This window comes from Sporocytophaga myxococcoides DSM 11118 (assembly GCF_000426725.1).
Taxonomy (GTDB): Bacteria; Bacteroidota; Bacteroidia; order Cytophagales; family Cytophagaceae; genus Sporocytophaga; species Sporocytophaga myxococcoides.
On sequence record NZ_KE384561.1, the window covers coordinates 248,179 to 273,692 of the forward strand.

Genomic DNA, 25,514 nt, shown 5'->3' on the forward strand with positions numbered 1-25,514 from the left:
CTGGTTTCCTGTAAAAAAAGAAAGATCAATTTATATAAAAAAGAGGGTCACTGAAGAAGTGCCCTCTTTTTTTATGAACTTGGGAAAATTTAATTGTCGTATTTTTTAAACAAAGCAGTTGCAATATGTCCCCCGAAACCAAAGGTGTTACTTATTGCATAGTTCACTTTTTTACTCACAGCTTTACTCAACGTAAGATCAAATTTATTTCCAAAATCACCATCAACATTTTCTGTGTTAATGGTTGGAGGCACAATGTCATTTCTCACTGCATTAATACACACTATCGCTTCAATAGCACCTGCTGCTCCGAGCAAGTGACCTGTCATGGATTTAGTTGCACTGATATTCAATCCCGAATTAACTCCAAAAACCCTTTCAATCGCTTTTAGCTCACTCATATCTCCCATCGGAGTAGAAGTAGCATGAGCATTTACATATCCAACTTCTGAAGGCTTGACACCTGCATCTTCCAGAGAAAGCATGATTCCATTATAAGCACCATCACCATCCGGATGGGTTCCTGTAAGATGATATGCATCAGCTGCCATTCCACCTCCTACTATTTCAGCTATGATTGGAGCATTTCTTCTTTTAGCAGATTCATATTCTTCAAGAATAATAGCTCCTGCCCCTTCTCCCATAACAAAGCCATCTCGGTTTACATCAAATGGTCTTGAAGCACAAGAGTAATTCTCATTGTTCGTTGAAAGAGCTTTAAGAGCATTAAAACCACCGATAGAACTCTGGTTCACAGGAGCTTCTGAACCACCGGTAATGATCATATCTGCTTTTCCCCAACGAATATAATTGAAGGCATCAATCATCGCAGTATTAGAAGCTGCACAGGCAGAAGTTGTGGTAAAGTTTATCCCTTTTAATCCATATTTTATGGAAATGATTCCAGAAGCAATGTTTACCAGTCTTTTTGGAATAAAAAACGGATTAAACTTTGGCATTCTGTTATTGGTAATATACTCGCTGTATTGTTCTTCAAAAGTAATAACTCCACCATCTGCAGAACCCCAGATTACACCAATTCGATGAGGACTAAGTTCACTAAATGATATATTGGCGTTTTTAACAGCTTCTCCAACTGCAATCAATGCATATTGGGTAAACATGTCATATTTTCTGGCTTCACTTTTTTCAATAAACTTAAGAGGATCAAAGCTTTTAAGTTCGCATGCAAATTTTGTTTTAAAATTTTGTGCATCAAACTTTGTTATTGGGGCTGCTCCACTTTTTCCTTCTATAAGAGACTTCCAAAATTCTTCTGCTGTGTTTCCAATCGGAGTTAAAGCTCCAATACCCGTAATTACTACTCTTTTCATTTTTAAAATTATGATTACAAGGAATATTCCCTGATTCTTACTTCTTTAAGCGATGCTTATAAAGTGATATATTTCTTTATACAATTTTATTTTTCTGGTAATTCAATTTCTATTACAAATCACTCCAAAAGAACAATACAAATTAATTTGAAACACTTCTACGTAATTCCACCCTTTTAAAGTTCCCGAATCATTTACAAAAAGTATTTTCATAGATCAGACGAAGAATATAGTGGTGTATAACGTAAGGAATGAATATTCGTGAGCACACAAGCCCCCCCCTGAGATGAATATCAATTATAATGCTCTTTGTCAATTTTGCGATGGTTAAATTAAGTCAGCCAGTCGTTGAATTTAAAATTCGGCTCTAAAAATAGGCTCTTCAGACCAAAATTGCAAATTCGACCCTTTTGGGAATCCAGGTTTATGCTATCCTTTGGCCATTTTCAGTTTTCATATTTGGCTGAAGCAATACAACTTCTTTTTTATCATTAATTGCTCCCAATACCAGACACTCGCTCATAAAATTTGCTATTTGTTTTGGAGGAAAATTAACAACAGCCACAACTTGCATTCCGATTAACTCTTCTTTGGAATAAAGTTTGGTTATTTGCGCGGATGTTTTTTTCACGCCTAATACGCCAAAATCAATTTTCAACTTGAATGAGGGATTTTTAGCTTCAGGAAAATCATCTGCGGTCAAAATTGTACCTGTACGAATTTCAATTTTTTCAAAGTCAGCCCAGGTAATAAATTCTTTTACATCCATAGTGCAAAATAATCAGAAAAAATTTAGTCTAAAAACACATACACTACTCTACTTTACCTTATGAATTGCATAAAAAGAATAAGGGAAAGATGGCAGAATGCACCTTTCCCTTAAAAAATTCTTATATAAAAGAATTGTTAGTTACTAGAAACAGTTTTTACTGTCTTAATAATTCTTGATGCTACTTTGTAAGGATCAGCAGCAGAATTTGGACGACGATCTTCTAACCAACCTTTCCATCCACGCTCAACTGTAGCGATTGGAATACGGATAGAAGCACCACGATCAGACACACCGTAAGAGAATGTATCGATTGATTGAGTTTCATGCTTACCAGTTAAACGAAGGTGATTATCAGCGCCATAAACTTCGATATGCTCTTTAATCACAGGAGCAAAAGCGCTGCAGATGCTGTCATAAACTTCCTTCTTACCTGATGTACGAAGCGCAGAGTTAGAGAAGTTAGCATGCATTCCTGAACCATTCCAGTCAAGAGATCCAAGAGGCTTGCAATGCCAGTTGATAGAAACACCATATTTCTCCCCAATTCTTTCAAGTAAATAACGAGCAACCCAGATTTGATCTCCAGCTTCTTTAGCACCTTTAGCAAAAATCTGGAACTCCCACTGTCCTGCTGCTACTTCAGCATTGATACCTTCTACGTTCAAGCCCGCCTCTAGACATACATCAAGATGCTCTTCAACGATTTCACGACCAAATGCATTTTTCGCACCAACTGAGCAGTAGTATGGACCTTGTGGAGCTGGATATCCATTTTCAGGGAAACCTAGTGGCTTATTTGTTTCAGGGCTCCACAAGAAGTACTCTTGCTCAAAACCAAACCAGAAATCATTATCATCATCATCAATAGTAGCACGACCATTAGTAGGATGTGGAGTTCCGTTTGGAGCTAAAACTTCACACATTACAAGGTAACCGTTCTTTCTTTGCGGGTCCTGACAGATAAAAACAGGCTTCAACAAACAGTCTGAAGATCCTCCCGGAGCTTGCTCTGTAGAAGAACCATCAAAACACCACATTTCACAATCTTCCAATTTCCCGCTGAAATCAGCAACAATTTTAGTTTTGCTACGAAGACTTTGTGTCGGTTTGTAACCATCAAGCCAGATGTACTCTAATTTCGATTTTGCCATTGCTAAATGAGCTTATTTTTGATTAATTAGTAAAGATTTTATTTAATTCACCCTCTTTTATGAGGGTTACTTTGAAAACTTATATAAATTTTGTGAATTTTAGTCAAAAAACAAAAGAACAACTCATTTTTTTTATTTTTTTTTATCCACACCACAAAAATACTTCTTTTAGATGAATAATTGACATTTTTTCAAGCATATACCTTTAATTTCAACCCCTTTTATCAAAAAAATGTATTTTATCTAATACTATCTTTAAAATAGCACTCTTCTCTTGCCGCATCAGCAAACAGGCAAAAACACTAAAAATCAAACAAATAACAAAGAAGGATATTATTTTTCAATCTGAGTTTTATAATATTTCTAAAAATATTCCTGTTAATACCCCAAATATATTCTTCATGAATGTTTTTAGGTTTTGCTTTAAAATATAGAACTATTATTTAAAATGGTAATAAAATGAAAAAGGCCGGAATCTATCCGGCCTTCATCAATTCATTTATATATTAATTAATTTATTTATTCTACGAAAATCTTGTCAGTAAATGAATCTGATTTTAACAGATAAAATCCACTCATTAAATCGCTGGTTGAAATTTCGATCGTATTGTAACCTTTTTCAACTTTAAATTCCTTATTTAATATAAATGAGCCCATATTATTATATAAAGCAATATTAAGATCAGAATTCTCTTCACTAAAATACTCTAAAGTTAATATTTGACCTCTTTTTACTGGAATTGGAAATACTGATGCAAATCCGGAAGACTTATCACTTAGCGATTTTAGCTTTGAATAAGTAAATGAACCATCCAAGTCAACTTCTTGAATTCTGTAATAAACAGTTTCATAGCTTGAAAAAACTCTACTATCAAGATAGCTGTAAGACAATACACTACCAGAATTTCCAGCCGCTTTGACCCTTCCCACTGATTCGAAATTTATGCCATCAATACTTCTTTCCAGTACAAAATGAGAGCTGTTAGTTTCTGAAGTTGTCTTCCATAAAAGTATATTTCCATTTGATACTTTTTTTACATCAAAGCTCAGAAAATCAACTGGGGCGGCACAAGCTTTAGAAGCACATATAAAAAGTCGACTGCATGCATTATTAGATCCTACCTGGAATTTCATATTGAAAAGTGGACCTGAACTTCCAAAACTTCCATTGGTTGTACCAGGACTTCCGCCTGTAATTGCAGAAATCAAATTCATTACGTTATTTCCTGTATTATCTGTAATTGGTGTTCCCCATTCACTTGAATTTGCCGGTCTTGTAGGCGAACAATTAAATAGGCCCAATGCTCCTCCTGTCGAAGCAAGTTTAAACCAATATTTCCCTGGTGTAAGAGTAACCCCTACCGGCATCGTTCTCACAGTATTAGTACTCGCACTTAGTGGACCGATAGACTTTGTTGGAAATAAAGCACCAGCTCCAGGCCCACCTTGGTTTCCAAATCCATTGTATGGACCTTTAGTAGGATCGTTGGGATAAATATCAAATGTGAATGTAGCCGGATCCCCCCAACCTGTATTTTGATAAAAATCAAAGGATGTTAGCTCAATCTGTTGATTTATCTCAACCTCCACAAACCCATCATTTGCATTTGTAGTTGCACAGGGAGCTGTTGGCATTGCTGCCCCTGGATAACTGGAAACATCCTCCACATAAAGTCCAGAAGGGCAACCCGGAGTTGTTCTGTTGGTAGCTGTATAAGTTAAATTTATTGTATTATCGGTATTGGATGGATTAAGAGCAATCCCTCCTGTTGGCACAGTATACCATTTAGCTTTTGATGCTGTAGTTGTAAATGTGGCTTTGTCATTTACATCACAATAGCTTCCTGTTCCTGAAAAAGAAGAAACAGGGGAAGAAATTTTTAACTGATCGGTAGCTGTACCACAATTTAATCTGGTTGCTATTGCCTTATAGGTTCCAATATCCGTTGCTATATAATTGGAGCCAGTCTCAGTAGGCAATAAAACTCCATCTTTATACCATTCCATAACAGCCGGAGGTGTAGAAATCCCTGAAGTGATAGTAAAATTAACGGGAGCACACATTACTTTATCTGAACCGAGTTCCATCTTTATTGGTGTGTTTTTAAAGATAACCGAATCCTTTCTTGGACAACCTGGGATATATTCATAGCATAAATATAGCCATGTTCCATCGGCTGGGGTTGGAGGCTCACTATAAGTAGTACTTGTAGACAATGTAGTGGCCGAAACTTTTTTCCAGGCATATCCATAAGAAGCTGGCAGACCTGGATTTAATGAATAAGGAAATGCTACATTGCAATTGTATATAGTATCCGGCAATGCACTGCTTTGCCCTAAAGAAGAAAGATTCGTAATTTTATCACATCCATCAGTAAAAGATATGTCATCCAATGCAAGATCATTACTTTGATTTCCACCTCTTGTATTAATAATCGTAATCTCAATAGTTTTAGTAGTAAGCGCTGTGTACTCAGAAAAAAACTGAGTCCAATTGTTGGAAAGACTATCCGTTTTCACAACTCCTGCATCTTTTCCATCAATAGTAAATTTAAGCGTTGGCGAATTTCTAATATACTGCCCACCTGGACAAGTTGGACATGCTACGTAGTTGTTAACCCCAACATTGGCAAACCAGGCAGAGAAAAAATATGTTTTGCCAGCTGTAACAGTTATAGATTTTTTAAATACAACGCTTCCTGTAGATGCGTCATTAAAATCAAAAATAAGCATTTTACTCCCGGCCCCCGGCGTATGGTCTTGCATATTCGCAAAATATCCTGAGTTGTGATCTTTGGGATTTGTACCAATAACATATTGATCCCCACCAAGAGGATTACAGCCAGATGTACATTGAGTAAAATCATTGGCTACCGTAGTCGTACTTTCAAAGTTACCTTCAGGAATATATTCAGTAGAGCCGGCTTTCGGAGGACACATCTGAGCATTTACTGAAAATGAGCAGATTATAAAGAATATCAATATAGACGGTAGAATTTTATTCATATTTTTTATTAATAAAATATTATTAAAGGAATTTAGGTAAATGTAATAAAAATTAGGAAATAATGCTTTATTTTAATTATTTCATTAAATAATCCTAAATAAAATATTATGAGAAATCGATTTAGGGATACTATAGAATATGGATAATCATGTATTATCTCATCAATATTTAAATCTTTTGTTGGAACCTATCGAACGCAAATTCCAGGTTTAAACATTTTCTGCTTATCCCCTTTTACTTACCTGAATTACTGTACTTTACAAATACAGGTAAGTTTCCGCACGTTCCAGTGGATGAAAAATCAAATCTCAGATTTGCGGCTCCCATTGGTAATTAATCATCTAATAATCAAGATTCTTGAAGCTTTCTTTTAGCTAACCCTGACACATAATCTCACTTACAAACATGAAAAAAATGTCACTAAAAAAATCATTGGCCTTTACCCTGCCTTATTTCAAAGCAGGAGTGATCCTTTGTTTAATCTTAACATCACAGATCTCCTATGGCCAACAAATAGCAGCATCTTATCCTTCTAAATTCTTTCGGTTTACTATAAATTACTATGAATACCTACCTCCCTCTTATTCAACCTCCGGTAATTCTTTTCCATTATTAATTTTCCTGCATGGTACAGGTGAAGCAGGGACTGTACTTTCAAAGACACTCGTTCCCGGAGTACCTCCAAAACTCATTGCAGATGGAAAGACAGATGGGCTCGACAATTTCATCGTTTTGTCTCCCCAAAGCCCAAGGACATACTGGTACCCTTCATTTATTGATGAATTTATCGAAATGGCAAAAACCAAATACAGAATTGATATATCCAGAATATATGTAACTGGCTTAAGTGCTGGAGGCAGAGGGACCTGGGATTATGCTATTGCCTACCCTGATAAAGTAGCTGCAATCCTTCCCATTGCAGCAGTAACCGTCAATTCCAATGTATGTAATGCTAAAAAAATACCTGTATGGTCATTCCAGGGTGAGAATGATGGCAAAAGCGCAACCTACTGGAACACGGCATATAACAAATGTAATCCTCCTATCCCAGGAAAACTTACTGTCATCACTGGTGCAGGCCATAACACTTCCCTTTGGGGAACAGTATATCAAAACCTTCCACTATCACCTTCAAATGATTCTACGGGCCTTTATCGGAATGCTATATACAACTGGCTATTAAGTTACAGTACTAATCATACAACTCCCAATATTTATCCACTGGCCTTTGCAGGAGAGGATATTTTAACGGAGCTACCCATTGATAAAATTGAACTTACAGGTAAAGCATCAGATGAAGACGGCATAATCGAACAATACTCCTGGACACAGATTACAGGCCCAAGCCAGATTACTCTATCTAATGGTAATGACATTATTACCAATGCATATGGGTTTATTGATGGGGAATATACATTCGAATTCAGAGCTATTGATAATGAAGGTGCTTCCAGCTCCGACATTATTAAAGTTTTTGTTAACAGGCCGATGACAGAAGCCTCTATTCTCTATAGAATTAATTGCGGTGGCTCAGAAATTCAGGATTCCATATTAAACTGGTCTTTGGACAAACAGCTTACCCCCTCTGGATATCTTGAAACCCTAAACACAACGCTTACGACGGGAAGTGATTACTGGAAAGGACCTAACAATTCCGATGCGCCTAATAATGTTTTTGGGAATAACCGATACTCTTTTCAGAACAATACCCCAATGCAGTGGAGTTTCCCTGTAAATCCCGGACAATACATATTAAAACTATACTTTTCTGATGCAGGAAAGAAAGATGGAACCAGGTTGATTAACGTTCAAGCTGAAGGGAATGAAATCCTTCATGAATTCGATATTCATAAAACATTTGGAGAGGCCGGTGGACAACAGAATTTCGCCATTGATATAAATGATGGATCTCTAGATCTCAGCTTAACTGCAACTCTTAATTCCGCAAAAATAGACGGAATTGAACTCTCCCAAACAGGATCTGCAGCATTGCGAACAGCGGCATTGACAAATATAACATCGCCGTTTTACTTCAAGCATTACCCAGAACCCGTTGAAGAAAGTCTTACAATTGAATTTAATCTGCCCGATGAGGACATAGCAACAATAGAATTGCTGGATCAAAAAGGAATACTGATAAAAATGCTTTATAAAGGGACTTCAAACGGTGACCAATCAGTGAGTGTTAATCCCGCTAATGAAGGATTATCATCCGGACTATATTTCATTACTTTCAGATCTAATACTCATAACATTACTGAAAAAATAGTGATAAGGAAATAATATTAAATCCATATCATATCTAAAATATTGAGAAGCAAGGCTATGATTTTTCAAGCCTTGCTTTTTTCGACTTGATACATAAAATATAAATCACCATTCAATCATATATAAACTTATCCTGAAATCCTTTGATTTAACTATGAAGATTAAATCCTTCAGAACAGAAACTAACCTTTTGTCCAAATTAAAATGTATATTGAATAATTACATAATTCCGAATTACTATAAACCACATCCATGCTTTTAGGTAATACAGAAGAAGCGATATTTAAAAATTATATAAGCAAACAGCCTTCGTATAATGAATTACTCGATAAGGATGGGAATATGTACGCCCATTGGAAAGAGTTTTTTGAAGTTTATAAAATGCTGGGTTACGAAGAATTCGTTAACAGAAATCAATATCTTCAAAAGTTATTGCAGGAGAATGGAGTCACGTATAATGTTTATGGAGACCCTACTGGGCAAAGCAGAACCTGGAATCTCGATCCTATTCCATACTTAATAGATAATGAAGAATGGGGAAAAATTGAATCAGGTTTAAAGCAAAGAGCTCATTTATTAGATCTTATTTTTAAGGACATATATGGAGAAAATAAACTAATCAAAAATGGTTTGCTGCCGGCTGAGCTTATATACAATCATGCAGGTTATTTGAGAGAATGTGCAGGAATTTCATTTAAGAATAAACATGGTTTAATCTTGTATTCTGCTGATGTGGCAAGAAGCCCGGACGGAAATATTTGGGTTTTGAATGACCGTACTCAAGCTCCTTCCGGATCTGGATATTCTCAGGAAAACAGATCAGCAATGGCCAGAATATTTCCTGAATTTTTCAATGAGGTAAAAGTCAAAAGACTTTCTTCCTATTTTAACTCACTAAGAAATACACTCAATTCAATTGCTCCATCATCCAATACTCAGCCTCGTATAGTTCTTTTAACACCTGGCCCCAGGAACGAAACATACTTCGAACACTCCTATCTTTCTTCTTATCTGGGAATTTCTCTTGTCCAGGGAGATGACCTGATGGTAAAGGATAACTATGTATGGATTAAGACTATTGCAGGACTTGAAAAGGTTGATGTTATTATTCGAAGGGTGGATGATATTTATTGTGATCCTCTGGAACTGAAAGAAGATTCTCAACTGGGAATTCCCGGGCTCCTACAGGTAATGCGGGCCGGCAACGTAAGTCTTGCAAACCCGCTTGGGTGTAGCATTTTGGAAAATCCAGGTCTGCTTCCTTTTCTACAAAACATCTCTAACTACTTTACCGGAGAAGAGCTAATCCTTCCTACTCTTGCCTCCTGGTGGTGCGGGCAACCAAGGGAATTGAAATATGTACTCGATAATCTGAGCTCTCTCGTTATCCGCAGAATATATAGAGACACCACTACAAGTTCTTCCATCGATGCATCTTCTTTATCTTCTACAGCATTGAAAGAATTAAAGAATCAAATTAAAATGAAACCCTATCTTTATATCGGTCAGGAAAAAATTCTTTTTTCATCTGTTCCTTCTTACATAAATGGTAAAATTGAACCAAGGAATGTTATGTTCAGAAGTTTCCTTGTAAGTAATAATGATTCTTACGAAGCTATGGCTGGTGGTCTAACAAGAATATCCTCTGATGCCAAAAGTTTTATTATTTCAAATCAGGCCGGAGGATTCAGTAAAGATACATGGATCATTTCATCAGAAAAGAATCGCACTAAAGAAGCACCAAAAGATCTTCAGCAACCTCATCTGCATAATGATGCCCTTCCAAGCCGTACTGCTGAAAACTTATTCTGGGTAGGAAGATATGCAGACAGAATATTAGCTAATGCCCGATACATCAGAGCTGTTATTCAATATATCAACAGCAAAGGCGGCTTCTCTACAGATCAGGACAACCACACAGAAAAAATTCTGCTTAATGCTTTAACTCATTATACATATACCTATCCCGGATTTACTGATGAAAAAAATATAGAAATTATAAAAAATCCATGGACAGAAATTTTTGATCTCTTTATAAATGGAGATAGGATCGGAGGCATCAAATATAATGTCCACATGATACTAAGATCCGCTGATGCGGTTCGGGATTACTGGTCTGCTGATACCTGGAGAATTTTAAAAAGTCTCGAAGAAAATTGGGAAAATCAGGAAACACTTAAAAATCGTCACAAACTGATCAGTTCTCTGGATAACCTGATTACATCCATGGTTGCATTTATTGGCCTAAACAGAGAAAGCATTTCAAGAGAGCATGGGTGGTTGCTTCTGGACAGCGGACGAAAAATAGAACAGAGTCTTCTTTTGATTACTATTCTGAGATCTCTGTTAATCGGGGACCATGGAGCATCAAGTCAACATGATATAATGGAAACATTTTTATCCAGTAACGAAAGCCTGGTAAATTACAGATACTCCTATAAGACAAACATTCAAATGCCGCTTGTACTTGATCTGATGCTTTTCAACAATCACAATCCTCATTCATTGATTCATTTGCTTGAAAAATTAAAAGTTCATTTTGAGGATTTACCTAAAAAAAGCAATGTACATGAATTGCATCTTCATGAAAAACTTGTAATTGAAGCCATCACAATCCTTAAAATTGCTAATAAAAAAATTCTGACAGAACCTGATCCAGAAACAAAGGAATACAGGCACCTTGATGAACTTCTTTTGAAATTGAACACAATTATGTCATCTGTTCCGTTTGAAATCTCCAGGACATTTTTCAAACATGCACAAAGCCAAAAGCAATTATATTCTTCAGATATCGCTTAAGCATACTTATTTATGATGTACAGCATTTCCCATAAGACAAAATATACTTACAATGAACAAGTAAGCTTATGTCAGAATATAGCCAAGCTATTTCCCCGCAATACGGATAATCAGATTTGCATCCAAAGCGAAATTAAAATACATCCAGAGCCTGATGTCATAAATAAATATGAAGACTATTTCGGTAATAAATCAGTTTATTTCTCTTTACAGAAAGCACATGAAGAATTAACTGTAACTGTTAACTCTCTCATTGAAAAACATAATAAAGAGCCTGATAAATCTTTTTATGATCAACTCACCTGGGAGGTCGTAAAGGGGATGTTATATGAACCAAAGCAGGAATATTTTGAAGCTCGTCAGTTTATTCAGGAAACAGCCATGACTTCATCCAACCAGACTATTGTTGAATATACTCTAAAATCCTTCATTAAGGGAAGACCTTTTATTGAGGCATCTAAAAATCTGATGCAAAGAATTTTCAATGATTTTAAGTTTCAGCCTGGATTTACAACTATTACTACTCCACCATCAGAAGTAATGAAACATAAAAAAGGAGTATGTCAGGATTTTGCTCATCTTGCATTGGCCTGTATTCGCTCATTGGGTTTGCCTGCCAGATATGTAAGCGGATATATCGAAACTGTTCCACCAAAAGGTAAAGAGAAACTTGTTGGTACAGATGCATCTCATGCCTGGTTTTCTATTTTTGTTCCTAACATTGGATGGGTGGATTTTGACCCAACAAATAATATGACTCCATCTCAGAAACATATAACTATTGGTTGGGGCAGGGATTACAGGGATATAGTTCCTTTAAAAGGTGTTATTTTCAGCAGTGGTAGTCATAAACTAAGTGTGGAAGTGGATGTAAAAAGGTCATAATATAATATTCTCATTGTAACACCATGAGTTCATCTGTATCTAACTTTAAAAAAAATCACATTGAGAAACATGGAGTAGATACAGAGAACTCTTTATTATTGGTAAAATTTCTCTCTTAGATCAGAATATTTTATTACTTAAAAACAAAGAAGAGCAAAGTTCGACTTTTCATTAAAATAAAAGGGAGCAAATTCGCTCCCCCTTAACATCCCCTACTTACTCACTCCTGTTAACTTTTCGATATTTTCTCATATCTAAAGTACTTGGGTAATCTTTGTTTATTTCAACCACTGGTGGATCATATTTCACAAGAGGAGGCCTGTCCTGTTTGATATAATGAGAAATCGGTGATAAATAAGGAGCTGGTCTCATCACATCCTGAGTATGTCCATACTCCCAGAAACGATTTCCTCTTCTGGATTCTGCTTCATACGTATTAATCGGGAATGTATCATAGCTTCTTCCACCCGGATGAGAAACATGATACGTGCATCCTCCTACTGACCTATTGTTCCAGGTATCTACTATATCAAAAACCAAAGGAGTGTCAGTTCCTATGGAAGGATGCAATGCAGATGGAGGTTGCCACGCTCTGTAGCGCACGCCACTTACAAATTCACCTCTTACATCAGTTGGTCTCATTGGCACTCTGCAGCCATTGCACAACAATATGTATCTTGAATTATTTAATCCTTTTAATTTTACCTGTATCCTTTCCAAAGAAGAATCTACAAAACGGGCTGTGCCAGAGCTACTCATTTCTTCACCCAACACATGCCATGGCTCAATACCCATCCTGATTTCCATTTCTATTCCTCTCACCATCACAGATCCATATCTTGGAAATCTGAATTCAAAAAACGGATCAAACCATGTCATTTGAAAAGGATATCCTGCATCATTCAATTCACTCACCACTTCTTTTATATCCTCATATACAAAATGCGGAAGCAGGAATTTATCATGCAGCTCCGTCCCCCATCTTACAAGTTCATGTTTGTATGGTTTATTCCAAAAGCGAGCTACCAAAGCTCGAATAAGCAGCATCTGCACCATACTCATTTGTCTGTGAGGAGGCATATCAAATGCTCTGAATTCAAGTATCCCCAGTCTTCCTGAAGAAGAGTCAGGGGAATATAATTTATCTATACAAAACTCTGCTCTGTGAGTATTTCCAGTAATATCCGTAAGCAAATGCCTGAATATTCTATCAACAAGCCAATATGGAACAAAACCGCTTTCAGGTACCTGATCAAAAGCAATTTCCATCTCATATAATTTTTCGTCCCTTCCTTCATCAATCCTCGGTGCCTGACTTGTAGGTCCTACAAAAGCTCCTGCAAATAAATACGATAGGCCTGGGTGATGCTGCCAATAAGCAATTAAGCTTCTGAGAAGATCTGGTCTTCTGAGAAGCGGACTGTCTGAAGGAGTGCTTCCGCCTATAGTAATATGATTGCCTCCCCCAGTACCGGTATGTCTTCCATCAAGCATAAACTTTTCGGTACCCAGTCGGGAAAGATAAGCTTGCTCATAAAGCGTATTTACAATATTATTAAGTTCTTTCCAGTTTTTGGAAGGATGAATGTTAACTTCTATAACTCCAGGATCGGGCGATACAACAAGTCTTTCAACCCTATAGTCACGCGGTGGTTCATAACCTTCTATTCTTACCTGCATATTTAATTTTTCCGCAGTTGCCTCTACTGAAGCTACCAAATCCAGATAATGCTCAAGATAGCTAACAGGCGGAAGAAATATATAAAGGTATTCCTCTCTAACCTCTGTACAAATAGCGGTCTTTATGACGTCTGTTTCAAACATTGGTTTTATCTCATCCTCTTCATCCTCTGTTTTAACAGCATTGCGACTTCTTCTGTCTTTTCCGATACTTTTGCCATCTCCATCATTAACTGCTAACTCTTGATGTCTTATTCTCTGAGGAGGAGCTACATGTTCAAAAATTCGTCCATACCTTAGGGCTATTTTCTCATGGTAATTTTCCAAAGGAGGTAATTCTTCAAATAAACTTCTTTCTATTTCCTGTGGTCTTAGACCTTTGGAAACAAAAGCAAGAGATTCGAGAGGCAATCTGAAACCTATAGGAGAATTGCCTGGTATGAGAAACAGGTAGTCACGAGTAAACTGCCATTTGCAGCTTTTCCATTTTCCAGTCCAGTAATTCCATTCTACCGGAAGAGAATAACCAACGGGATTATTCAGCCCTTTATCAAGAAGCGTGGCAAGCGTCCGTCGTTCAAGACTATCTTTAAGATTGTATTTTAGAGGATCTATATTAATAGGTGTCTTTCCTTCTGACCAAAGGAAATAAAATGCATCTTCATATGCCGGGGAAATATTATATCTGCTGACTGCAAGATGCCTGGCAAGTTCTTCCATAAAAATCCTGGAATCTTCAACAGTGTATGTTTTATTGGTCTTTTCGTGAGCTATAAGTTCTGTATTCTTCCAGATAGGATAACCGTCTTTTCTCCAGAAAAGTCCATACTGCCAGCGTGGCAAGGGTTCTCCGGGATACCATTTGCCTTGTCCGTAATGCAACATCCCTTTCGGACCGAACTTTTCTCTGAGCCTGAATACCAGATCATGGGCAAGCAATCGTTTATGAGGTCCATCTGCTGCCGTATTCCATTGAGCAGATTCCATGTCATCAATGGAAACAAAGGTAGGCTCTCCTCCCATCGTCATTCTTACGTCCCACTTCTCCAGATCATCATCAACCTTATTTCCCACAGCATTAATAGCAGCCCATTGCTCCTCAGTATAGGGCATTGTTACCCGGGGATCTTCATGAATGCGGGTAACTTTATTATCAAAGAAAAAGTCAACTTCACATTTCCCTGTTGCTCCTACTACAGGAGCTGCGCTCACATAGTCGGGTGTACATGCAAGAGGTATATGCCCTTCTCCTGCAAATAACCCGGAAGTAGGATCAAGACCTATCCAGCCCGCTCCAGGGATATAGACTTCAGTCCATGCATGCAGATCTGTAAAATCCTCTTCCGGACCTGAGGGGCCATCCAGGGATTTAATATCAGCAGTTAACTGAACCAGGTATCCGGAGACAAAGCGAGCAGCGAGTCCGAGATGTCTTAAAGCCTGTACCATCAACCAAGCAGTGTCCCGGCAAGATCCCAATGCTTTTCCAAGCGTTTCTTCACAACTCTGTACGCCTGGCTCCATGCGGATGGTATAATTAATATCACTGTTTAACTTCTGATTAATCATCACCAGAAAATCAACAATACCTATCTCTTTACTTAAATCAAGCTCGTCAAGCCATTTTCTCAGCAAAGGGCCACTTTCCTTTTTCTCCATATACAGAGAAAGCTCTTTCTCTAATTGCCCTTGATATTTGAAAGGATAAGACTCTGCATATTCTTCTACAAAAAAGTCGAATGGATTTATTACTACGAGATTGGATATTACTTCCACCTCTATTGTCATTTCCCTTGTCTGCTCCGGGAAAACTACCCTTGCCATATAATTACCAAAAGGATCCTGCTGCCAGTTGATAAAGTGCTGTTCCGGAGTAATCTTTAGAGAATATGCTTCTATCGGAGTCCTTGAATGCACTGCTGGCCTCAGCCTGAACACATGAGGAGACAAAGATACCAGCCTGTCATATCTGTAAGTAGTACAATGATTAATTGCGACTTTTATTGCCATAAAACTAGAATGAAGTGGTGAGAAAAAGTATGTTTTACTAATAAAGAAGAAAAATTCAGCTTTACAATATTTTACAATACTATTATTGAAATTCATTAAATTTCACCTCATACATATCAATAAAGTGCAAAAACGGAATAGTCATAAAGTTTATTCGATATAAAAAACTTTCCAGAAATATTAAAGCTGGATAAAAATACAATGCTTCTCAGAATAAATAAAAAAAGAGAAAAAGCTCTCAGTCATTTAAACGGCTTAATTTATGTTTGAGCCCAACTACTCCAATTATTTTCATCACTGAATCACATGAAAACCTAAACAATTTTCCAATCTTCTTTAAACTAAGTAAAAATTGTTTGCCTAAAGTTGATCTAAAAGAAATTATGGTAAAGCTTCGAAAGAATAAAAGCTTTACCACATAAAGTGGATAATAAAACCACAGAAGTAGCATTTACACGATTGCAGCCGCTGTAGCACTTTCTTTTTGCAACCAAGGAACTATTCCTCCATAGGAGTAATTACTACCCTGATATTTTTGACGTTCAATGATTAAGTTTTCCAGCGACTTGCCATCATTTCCTGTATTACCCATAAAATCAATCACTATAATACCCAATGCTAAACCCCACTGAGTAATATTATATGCTGGCAAAAACTTCTGTAGCCTGCTATTCATACCTCCTGCATTTGGGCCAGGTCCATTATCATTAGCATAACTTGCAAAATTTAAGGTAATGAGTTTGGGGGCATTATCCTTTGCTGACTTGATATATTTTTCGACCTCATCCCCTTTCTGACCTCCGTGCCAAGCAGTCCAGCCATTTTGTGTGCTAAAAATGGAGTTTGACGATTCCCCATTAATATTGAAACCATTCCATTCCAAACCTCCACCACTTACACCCTCTGGCCAATCCTTGTCACTACCTTTACTCCAGCCTTTGTTGGCCTTAGAATCATATGAACGAACCAACACGATACGCTTCCTGCATTCATCCAAAGTTGGTATACTGTTTTTAGTGTACCAATAGTTTTTATACGCACTCGTGAGTTCTAAAAATTTCTTTCTGAACTCATTTCCATCACCATCATACTCCATCTGTACATTCATGATGATACATTCAGAAGGATTTTCATTTAAAAAAGCAATGCATTGTGCCTGCACTTCTTCAAAGAAGATGTTTTGAAATACACTACCATGGTGAATGGGAAAATAAATTCCTTGTGACCTGCCAGATTCAGCATCTGCCTTGTATCGACAGCGAATATCCAAAAACCTGATTCCTCTGTTAAGCTGCTGAATGATCGAGAACCATTGACATTGTGACCTTATAGTCTCATGTCTTGCGCATGAATCATGTGTTCCAGGGATACTTATTTCTGAAATTTTTGCAGAACCATTAATTGCCGACATCCAGTTTGTCGACCATGTTGTTGTTATATGTGTCATATAATTGACAGGTTTAAGTGAGAAAAATAGAATGAAAATGGAAACCCATATTTCTGAGACATTCATTTACATCAATATGGGCTGTTCCAAGGGTCAAAATGACTTGATTATTCCAGAATACATTTTATAATTGTTCCATTATCATTTCCATTTGTCCAATATACCCAGCTACCTGTGCCATTTGGTGCATATAATTTCTGGTTTGTTCCCGCAAGGGATATCGTATGATCAGCTTCGTTATAAACAACTTCAGAAACATACCCCCCCCCTGCTAGTCCCCAACCAGCAGAACTGTTGCTACCAGTACCTAAAAATCTATCAAATGGAGCTGTTGCCTTTTCCAGGTAACGTCTTGAATTATCGAAGCACCATTTGCAAGAAGCAATCTTGCCAGAGTTCGCATCCTTTTCTATGTAGACAAAATTGTCCCATGAACATGCTAAATAGCCGATCTTTTCAGAACCAATATAACATGCAACACGATGGTATCCTGAAGGGACAGTTAGTGAATTTACTTTATTTTCCTGTAGAGCCGAATTAGACATAGATTTATATTTAAAATTATCCCTACTCATAAGGCTTTTCGGTTTCCGCCCTTGCCGGTGACTGGGCAAGTCAGTTCGTTGATTAAAGTGGGTTCTGCTCCACTAAAGCGTCTTGATCAAAAGCTTAATACAAATATGGAGTAAGGGTATTGAAATAAATATTTCACGATATTTCACGACTTTGGAATGAAGGCAAAATCATAAATTGACTAGAGGTTATTTTAATCTGATGAATTAAGGAGTAGTTTCTAAAAATAATTGGAAAAGCTAAATCACAATTAAATAGTCTGCGACCATGCTTTATATCAAGACTATCTGCTAATAAGAAGAATTTTGGATTTGATTATATGTGTAGTATGTAAAATTCCTTTAGTATAAAATTTTTCATCATTTTTCAATATGATTTTCTATTGTCACTTCTTGCTTAAAAGACTGTATGGTCAGCCACATAGGATTTAATTGTTCATAGGCTGTACATTGGTTTCTTAGCCCTAGCTTCACTGGTACTTCATAAAGTCTTCCTGCTGCAAACCTTGGCCGAAAAGCCCTAAGACCAGGACATACCACTTTTACAACAGGAAGTCCTATGTCAGGTCGAGTGCTATTAAGCACTATGGTATCTATATCCAATAGAGCCAGATGGTCGACAATATTTTGTATTAAGTTTCCCAAGCCCCTTGAAGCATTAACATCTGATAGAATTGGAAATCTTTTACCGTATTGACTGGGGCATAAATAGTCCGTATCCTCATATCCTTTGGGAGGTTTCACTGGTTGCATGAGTTCCTTTACCTGGATCAATTCTGTCAGAGCCCTATTGAAGGCCAAGCACGGATCGGTATGGCAGCCATAGCCTGTCAGGTAACTCCCCTTCATCTCTCCCACAGCTGCTATTACAAGTACGCCAGTATCTATGGTCAAGTCCAAAAAGGTTATCTTCCAACCTTGGTCTTGAAGTGCCTTTAGTGCCTTGGTAAACCAAACATCCAATGTCATGATGGAAACATCTGCAGAAGGTCTTGATAGCTTGTTAAACCACCAGATGGACACTGCGTCACGTTCTATAAGTTCTAAAAGACCTTGAAGAATCGCCTCCTCCATATTGTTGCCTGCAGAAAGTCCATTAGATTCAAAAACAGCTACTCGCTCTTGCTCAAGCTTGTCATGTCCGTAAAGTACTGCATCCATCGGCAAAAACCTGCGTTCCTGATCACGTAAAGACCAGGCAGGCAGCCAGGCTATGGCTTCCTGATCAGATATCTCTTTTGGTACTGGCCCCAAAGCATGAGTGGCATTAGGATATTCTGACTGATGTGGGTGAAAATATTGAAAAGACTGTGGGAGTAAGGCAGTTTTCCCCATTTCATGAGCTGTGCCATATATAACAGGTTCATCTCCATAATAGCGTAAACTAGCACGTTCTATTGCTTCACATAGTGCACTGACTTGGGATGCGATGGGAGTAATACCCTTACCATAAGCTTCCGTCTGAAATTCAGAGCTATGAGGCCGTTCCTTCATTGGAACAACAGGATATCGTGCTGAATAGACAAATATCCCTTCATTGTCAAGTTTGCAAACAGTATCCATTTGATGAATGGTACCCAAGACAGGATCTATAAGGTGTTTGAATCGATCCCAGGTAACTTCTGGTTTAGTAGTTCTATAGCCATAGGCATAATTAAACACACTGGAATCGTTTTTTAACTGAATAGGGCTCTCCATCAACTTAGTCATTAAAAGTGGATCTCCACAATGATGACAGTTGGGTCGGCGGGTGATTTGATGTAAAGACCTCTTTCCGTTTTCATCCACAAATACCATCTGTTGAGCTAGCTGTAATGGATCTTTTGCAATTTCCCCAAGAACATTTTGGATGCCTTCAATTAATGAATCTGACACATAGAAAGAAATGAGTGGATCAACACTATGACGTTTCAACCAAATTTGAAAACTATTATTTTGATTGATTTTAAAAAGCAGACATTCCACACACACAGCATTCTGATCCTTCAATACAGGACCTATCAAAGCCCCATTTATATGTGTTACGATGGGTAAAATAGGTTCAGATAAACCTGAATCCAATTTGCTTTTAACTTGTTCCCATGTGCCAGCAAAAAATAACTGAGGTAATTGTTGCACTCGATATTGTCTAGGCCACTGTAATGCCTCGGACAGTAATGATCTCTCCGTATATTTTAAAGTCTTAAACTTGTCTTCAGTAACAATCAGTTTATTATTTTCAAGTGTTTTTAGCGCATATACAATGTAAGGAGAAGGAAACCGTTGGATGTATTTTTCTATCAATTCCAAGGTAGAGAAAGGCCTCCAGCTCAACTCTTTCAAGATTGATGCATTGATCCCCTCAAAAGTCTTCATTAAATTATTTTGATTTCTTAAACATACCGAGTTTTCATTTAATATGATTAAATGAAAATTCGGGCAGAGATGGAATGTTTCATTGAGATTATAATTTCCCACTACTGTTTTGGAGACATAGGTTGAAGAGCTACAGTACCGGGCAATCTCATTTTACGATCACGTGGGATTGTTTCATTTGATGGAGGTATGTTAGCCGTCATCACTTTTTGTACAAGACAATGTTTATATTGAAAACTACTATTTTCTTTTTGAATGAAATTGCCTAAGTCAAACTTTAATGACGTTTCTCTCAGTTCTGAAAAAGTTATGATGTTACCGGTACATTTTGTATCCAGGTCTATCGCTAAGGATATTTGTGTAAAGTGTTTAGCAATTTTTGTAGACCATATATTTTGGGATCCTTGTATTACTTTCCAGTTTTCCATTTTAATCTTATCGTCCGGATCTGACGTCCAAATATCATAAGTATGGGCCCATCCTATGTTTTGAGTCAAATCGTAAGTCAAGGAGTCTTCTAATATCTCCAGGAATTGATCTGATTTTAAAACAAGGTTATTTCTATGGGCAATACTTTTAAACTTATTTGGATAGCACGCATTGATATACTTTACATAAGCATCTCGATCAATAATTTCGCCAGGTTTCTCTTCTTTTACAAGTTTCCCTTTGATATCCTTATGTTGCAGACTATAAAAATCATTATTTTCAACAAATGCCCAATGCTCTATGTATGAATTAGAAATTTCTTTATTATGGAAATTTTGATAAACACAGAGCAATGCTACAAGATTGTTATTAAGGTCACTTAATTCGATAATCTGATTAGCTATTATTTTTTTATGTTGATTCATATAGAAAAATTATAGTATTTGAGGTTATTGATCATTTTACAAACAGGCACACATGCATTGTACTTGACAAGGCACATCATCTGAAGTTTTATTAGAAAGAGTAAATTTATCCGCAAAATCTTCAAGATCATTTGGTATATACAATGACAATTTATATGTCGTTTGTAAGTAAGGATTATCAAAAGCGCTAAAATCTACATCAGCATAATTATAACTGCCTCCAGAATTTCTTTCCTCAAATTCAATGGTAATATGATTTGGCCATTGATATTGATATCGGCCCCGCAAAGCTTCTTTAGGGTCAGTGACGAGATCTTTTCTAAATTGTTCGTTGCCCCACGCATCTGCCATTGCATGCGACAACACTAACATCCATTTCTGTGAATCTTTTAATTTCATTTTATTTAAATTTATATTAAATAGTTATAAAGTATTAAAAAATTAAAATGTCATTGCAAGACTTTCTGCTTTTTCAAGGATCCATTTAGCTCCTTGCTGGGTAGCGATAGACTGACAATTCTGAAAATGATTTTTGACTAGGTCCGTCTCTGAACTTTCAAGATGTATGTTAGCCAAAAGTCTATGAATTTCGGAAGCATACAACGGACCATCGCTTTTCCCAATTAAGGATAAGGCAAGATGTAATCGTTTATGTGCATCTATGTACATTCCCGACTCCAATTCTATACATGCTATGATGGTATACCAAAAACTACGCATCGAAAGAATACCCATAGCTTCCTCTGCGATCATTGCTTTTTGGGCGCTTTCCAGGTCCTTCGATGCCCAGGCATTTAAGATGAGACCATAGTTGCCAAATATGTGTGAGCTATGATGATGATTAAGATCCATCAACGCCTTGCTGTATTCCTTAACCTTATCTTTATTACCCAAATAGAAATAGGTACAGCTGAGTCCCAAATACGTTGAAGCCGTGCTATGGAGATGATTGAGCTGATGCGCTTTTTTAAGTAGATTATTTTCCAAGAGAGCAATTTCAGCATGGTTTCCCAAAAAGGTGTAAATATTTGCTAGTAATCCTTTGGCTATGATCTCTTGATCTATGCCAAACTCATAAGCCAATGTGTTATGAACAAGTGGATCAAAATGATCAAGGGCATATTTAACCGCTGTTGCAGCTTCAATAAATTGACCATTATTCATGAGTTGATATCCTAAGAGTGTATAAGCTACCAATATCCATTTGTTATTTTTATTTTTATCTGCTTTTTCTGCAAGGACTTTAGAAATTTCCATGGCTGCTTTTGCATTGGCACGAAGGGTATAATAGTTGCTATACAAAAACATACTAGGAAAGAGTTGCTCCTGATCGTCAAGGTTCACAAACAAAGTTGAAATAGCATCTAATTGCTTACCTACTTCCTCCGATCCGTAACTCTCAGTAGCTACAAGATTGGTAATAAGAATCTGCCTTAGATTAAATTCCCTTTGAAAACGTTCTTGACTTTCGGGTAATTCCAAAAGCCAATGAATAGCCTTTTTACAAACTTCCACTGTTTCTAAGCTGTCAGACTTCCTTACCAGAACTTCTGCTGTTTTATGCATCCAAACCACACCTTGAGATACCTTTCCCGATTCATATAAATGATGTGACAATCTTTCAGCTTCATTTGCTGTATATCTAGCTTCTTTTAACTGAATATTGTATGTTAGAACTTCAGCAATATGTTCATGATTTTGTATTCTTTTAGCATTAGCCTGGCTTTCATAAGCGGCTTCCCTGAACAAAGAATGTCTGAATATGTATTGATCTCCATGGGTTGTCTGTATCTTGTACATTAAATCAGCATCGATCATCTTATTCAAATGTGACAGAAGAGTGGTTTCATCCTTGATGCCCGCATTTGCTAAAAGTGAATAGTCTACTTCCTTACCAACTGTTGCTGCTAATTGGGCGGTTTCTTTAGCATGACCCAATTGATCTAACCTGGCATTTAGTAATCCTTTGAGCGTAAAAGGTACCGTTTCTGAATTGAAATGTTCTTTAAGATGGTAGATCTCATTTTTACAGACTATCTGTTCTTTTGCCATTAACATGGCTGTTAGTTCTTCGATAAAGATTGGTATGCCATCAGTCTTGTCTAAAATGTACTTCAATGCATTCTCTGAAATTTCTTTGAATTCGACAATTTCTTTTACTAATAATGCACCTGATTGAAGATCCAGAGGAGCTAGTCGTATTGAATTAAAACCTAACTTGTCAAAACTCCATGAATCATTAGGTCTGGAAGTACATAGTATCATATGCCTTTGAGATACAGACTGAGACTGATACTCTTTTAAGAAATTTATGGTACTTGGATCGGCCCAATGAATATCTTCGAAAACAAACAAATAATTTTGTCTGCTGACTAAAAAAAGAAAACACTTGGTTAGAGTATCTGACAAAAGTGTCTTTTGTTCCAATGGGTTAAAAGGAGAGCTCTCCTGAAGTGTCTCCAAATCAATACCCAACCAGGAAGCCAATACTGGTATTGCAGTCTCTAAATTACAAGAAGCATCTGTCAATATCTGGGTCAATAGTTTCTGGCTGTCTGAAGGATTTGATCCCTGTCTGATTCCAATGGCTTTTTTGAAGGTTTCAAGAATGGGGAAAAATGAATTATTAGAATGTTCCTGCAAGCATCTTGATTCAATAATACTGCAGTCTTCATTTCTAAGCTTCTTTTTGAATTCGAAAACTAACTTAGACTTGCCAACTCCTGCTTCGCCCTCTATCAAATACATCTGGCATTGATCAGTATTTGCTGTTGCCTCCCACAAGTTGAATATCCTTCCAAGTTCCTCATCCCTACCATACATTTTTCTGTCTGCACTTGTGGACCGTAATTGAGAAAAGGCTTCCAAGGGAAGTTCTCCAACCAGATAACTTGCCTGACTCGGCATTTTAGCATATTGAGAATTAATGTTAATAGGACTTTCAAATTCAATAAAAGGCTCCAGAAGTTGACGAGTCTGTGCACTCACCAATATTTTCCGGTCTTGAGAATATTGTAAAAGATCCAAAGCAAGGTTGGCTGTATGTCCGTCAGTGTTGAGACCGGACTTGGTAAAAATGTTGCCAGAATGCAGCGAAAGCTTAATATCAAGATTCAATCCATATATTTTATTTAAAGCCTGGCTCCTCTTCTTTACTTGGGTTAGGATTTCCAAAGCTGTTCTGCCTGCAAGCCTTGCGTCCTGATCACTTGTTTGAGGATAACCAAAGTAAATAAGTCTATAGTCAGCTAATCCGTTTGTCTGATAACCATCAAATCTTAAAGCAGTATCTATACATGATTGCAATTGATCTTGCCGTATAGTCTCTATGGTTTCCTCATCAAGATGACATTCCTCTGTAGCGGTTAAAGAGAGCTTGAAGCCAAGTATCGTGATCAGTTTTTTGTTTTTTTCAATATCCTTCCATGAAAGTTCATTTTCCAAAGTATGGTCAAGTTCTGGAGCAGAATTATTGAGATTATTTTTAGTCAATTGAAGGGTACTTACATCCAGTTTGCTCATTTCCTGAAAGAGCACTAAGGTCTCAGCGAAGCGGGTTAAAGGATTTTTATCCAAAACTCTTTCCAATAATTTTCCAAGTGAATGCTCTTTGATATTAAAAGGAATCGGTACTTTGGAAGTATTCAGTTGCTCATGGTAAATTTCAGAGATGCTTCCTCCCTGAATAGCTGCATTGCCTGAAAGGCATTCTAAGACTATGAGACCCCAGGCATATAAATCTGATTTTACAGATGCAGACTCTCCTCTTAATTGTTCTGGAGCGCTGTATAGCGGAGTTCCAAATGTGACCAGCGCATCCTGGGAAGATGTTCTGTTCATATCTTGTGTGAGGTTGCCAACTCCAAAATCCAATACCTTGACAAAAGCTTTCGCTCCTGTTTGGGATACCATAATATTTTGAGGCTTTAAATCCCCATGTATGATACCCTTGGCATGCGTGCAGGCCAGCGCATCCAATACCTGATTCAGGAGCTCTTTTGTCTCCAAAGCAGTCAGACCTCTCTTTTGAAGGATCAATTCTTTTAAAGTAATCCCTTCCAAATATTCAAATACTACAAAGGGCAGCCCCGTAGGTGTATAGCCTTTGTCTAAAAGCTTTACTATATAAGGATGATTGATTTCCTTGTAAATGTCAATTTCCCTTTCTAGTCTGGTAGTTTTTATTTTATAAAGGGAATCGCCTTTCGAGGTATCTATGTTGAAAAATTTAATAGCAACAGCCTGCCCTGTGCTCTTTTGGATAGCCTTATAAACCGTACCAAAACTACCTCTTCCAATAGTTTCCTGTATGGTATAATGGATTAATTCATGAAGAGCATGCTCTTCTGAGTTAAAAGTGTTCATAGGAAATGAAAAATT

The 25,514-nt window shown here is 37.1% G+C and carries 14 protein-coding genes; 3 read left to right on the forward strand and 11 right to left on the reverse strand.

All coding sequences use genetic code 11. The features are described 5' to 3' along the window. Nucleotides 1–89: 89 nt before the first annotated feature. The 4 genes from fabF to K350_RS0125100 form a co-directional block, all read right to left on the reverse strand. Nucleotides 90–1,334 (reverse strand): beta-ketoacyl-ACP synthase II, encoded by a 1,245-nt coding sequence (gene fabF / locus K350_RS0125085; RefSeq protein WP_028982261.1) that lies wholly within the window; start codon nt 1,332–1,334, stop codon nt 90–92. Nucleotides 1,335–1,758: 424 nt separating this feature from the next. Continuing rightward, nucleotides 1,759–2,103 carry a tRNA-binding protein gene (locus tag K350_RS0125090; RefSeq protein WP_028982262.1) on the reverse strand — a complete coding sequence of 115 codons (345 nt, stop codon included), beginning with the start codon at nt 2,101–2,103 and terminating at the stop codon, nt 1,759–1,761. 137 nt (nt 2,104–2,240) lie between these two features. Beyond that, entirely contained in the window at nt 2,241–3,257 is a 1,017-nt protein-coding gene (locus K350_RS0125095; RefSeq protein WP_028982263.1) for a glutamine synthetase beta-grasp domain-containing protein, read from the reverse strand. A 519-nt stretch (nt 3,258–3,776) separates the two neighbouring features. Continuing rightward, a complete protein-coding gene (locus tag K350_RS0125100) occupies nt 3,777–6,263 on the reverse strand; it encodes a T9SS type A sorting domain-containing protein (RefSeq protein WP_028982264.1) in 2,487 nt (828 codons plus the stop codon). A 415-nt stretch (nt 6,264–6,678) separates the two neighbouring features. Between K350_RS0125100 and K350_RS31720 the strand changes: the two genes are divergently transcribed. From K350_RS31720 to K350_RS0125115, 3 genes are all read left to right on the forward strand, one after another. Continuing rightward, nucleotides 6,679–8,547 (forward strand): PKD domain-containing protein, encoded by a 1,869-nt coding sequence (locus K350_RS31720; protein ID WP_162144210.1) that lies wholly within the window; start codon nt 6,679–6,681, stop codon nt 8,545–8,547. A gap of 237 nt (nt 8,548–8,784) precedes the next feature. Beyond that, the gene (locus tag K350_RS0125110; RefSeq protein ID WP_028982265.1) at nt 8,785–11,331 is read left to right on the forward strand and encodes a circularly permuted type 2 ATP-grasp protein; all 2,547 of its coding nucleotides are present in this window, start codon (nt 8,785–8,787) and stop codon (nt 11,329–11,331) included. Nucleotides 11,332–11,343: 12 nt separating this feature from the next. After that, entirely contained in the window at nt 11,344–12,216 is an 873-nt protein-coding gene (locus K350_RS0125115; protein ID WP_028982266.1) for a transglutaminase family protein, read from the forward strand. A gap of 216 nt (nt 12,217–12,432) precedes the next feature. Here the strand turns inward: K350_RS0125115 and K350_RS0125120 are convergent, their stop codons facing one another. The 7 genes from K350_RS0125120 to K350_RS0125150 all read right to left on the reverse strand — a co-directional run bounded on the left by K350_RS0125120 (nt 12,433) and on the right by K350_RS0125150 (nt 25,499). Next, the gene (locus K350_RS0125120) at nt 12,433–15,906 is read right to left on the reverse strand and encodes a transglutaminase family protein (protein WP_028982267.1); all 3,474 of its coding nucleotides are present in this window, start codon (nt 15,904–15,906) and stop codon (nt 12,433–12,435) included. A 451-nt stretch (nt 15,907–16,357) separates the two neighbouring features. Continuing rightward, complete coding sequence (locus K350_RS31725; protein WP_162144211.1) at nt 16,358–17,353, reverse strand: phosphatidylinositol-specific phospholipase C; 996 nt, start codon at nt 17,351–17,353, stop codon at nt 16,358–16,360. Nucleotides 17,354–17,460: 107 nt separating this feature from the next. Continuing rightward, complete coding sequence (locus K350_RS0125130) at nt 17,461–17,898, reverse strand: hypothetical protein (RefSeq protein ID WP_028982268.1); 438 nt, start codon at nt 17,896–17,898, stop codon at nt 17,461–17,463. Between the two features lie 387 nt (nt 17,899–18,285). Then, complete coding sequence (locus K350_RS0125135; protein WP_028982269.1) at nt 18,286–20,280, reverse strand: TOMM precursor leader peptide-binding protein; 1,995 nt, start codon at nt 20,278–20,280, stop codon at nt 18,286–18,288. A 101-nt stretch (nt 20,281–20,381) separates the two neighbouring features. Then, nucleotides 20,382–21,134: a hypothetical protein gene (locus K350_RS0125140; protein WP_028982270.1), complete on the reverse strand. Its 753-nt coding sequence runs from the start codon at nt 21,132–21,134 to the stop codon at nt 20,382–20,384. A 36-nt stretch (nt 21,135–21,170) separates the two neighbouring features. Next, nucleotides 21,171–21,533, reverse strand: coding sequence for a hypothetical protein (locus K350_RS0125145; protein ID WP_028982271.1), 363 nt, complete (start codon nt 21,531–21,533; stop codon nt 21,171–21,173). A gap of 42 nt (nt 21,534–21,575) precedes the next feature. Beyond that, a complete protein-coding gene (locus K350_RS0125150; protein WP_028982272.1) occupies nt 21,576–25,499 on the reverse strand; it encodes a TOMM system kinase/cyclase fusion protein in 3,924 nt (1,307 codons plus the stop codon). Nucleotides 25,500–25,514: the final 15 nt, after the last annotated feature.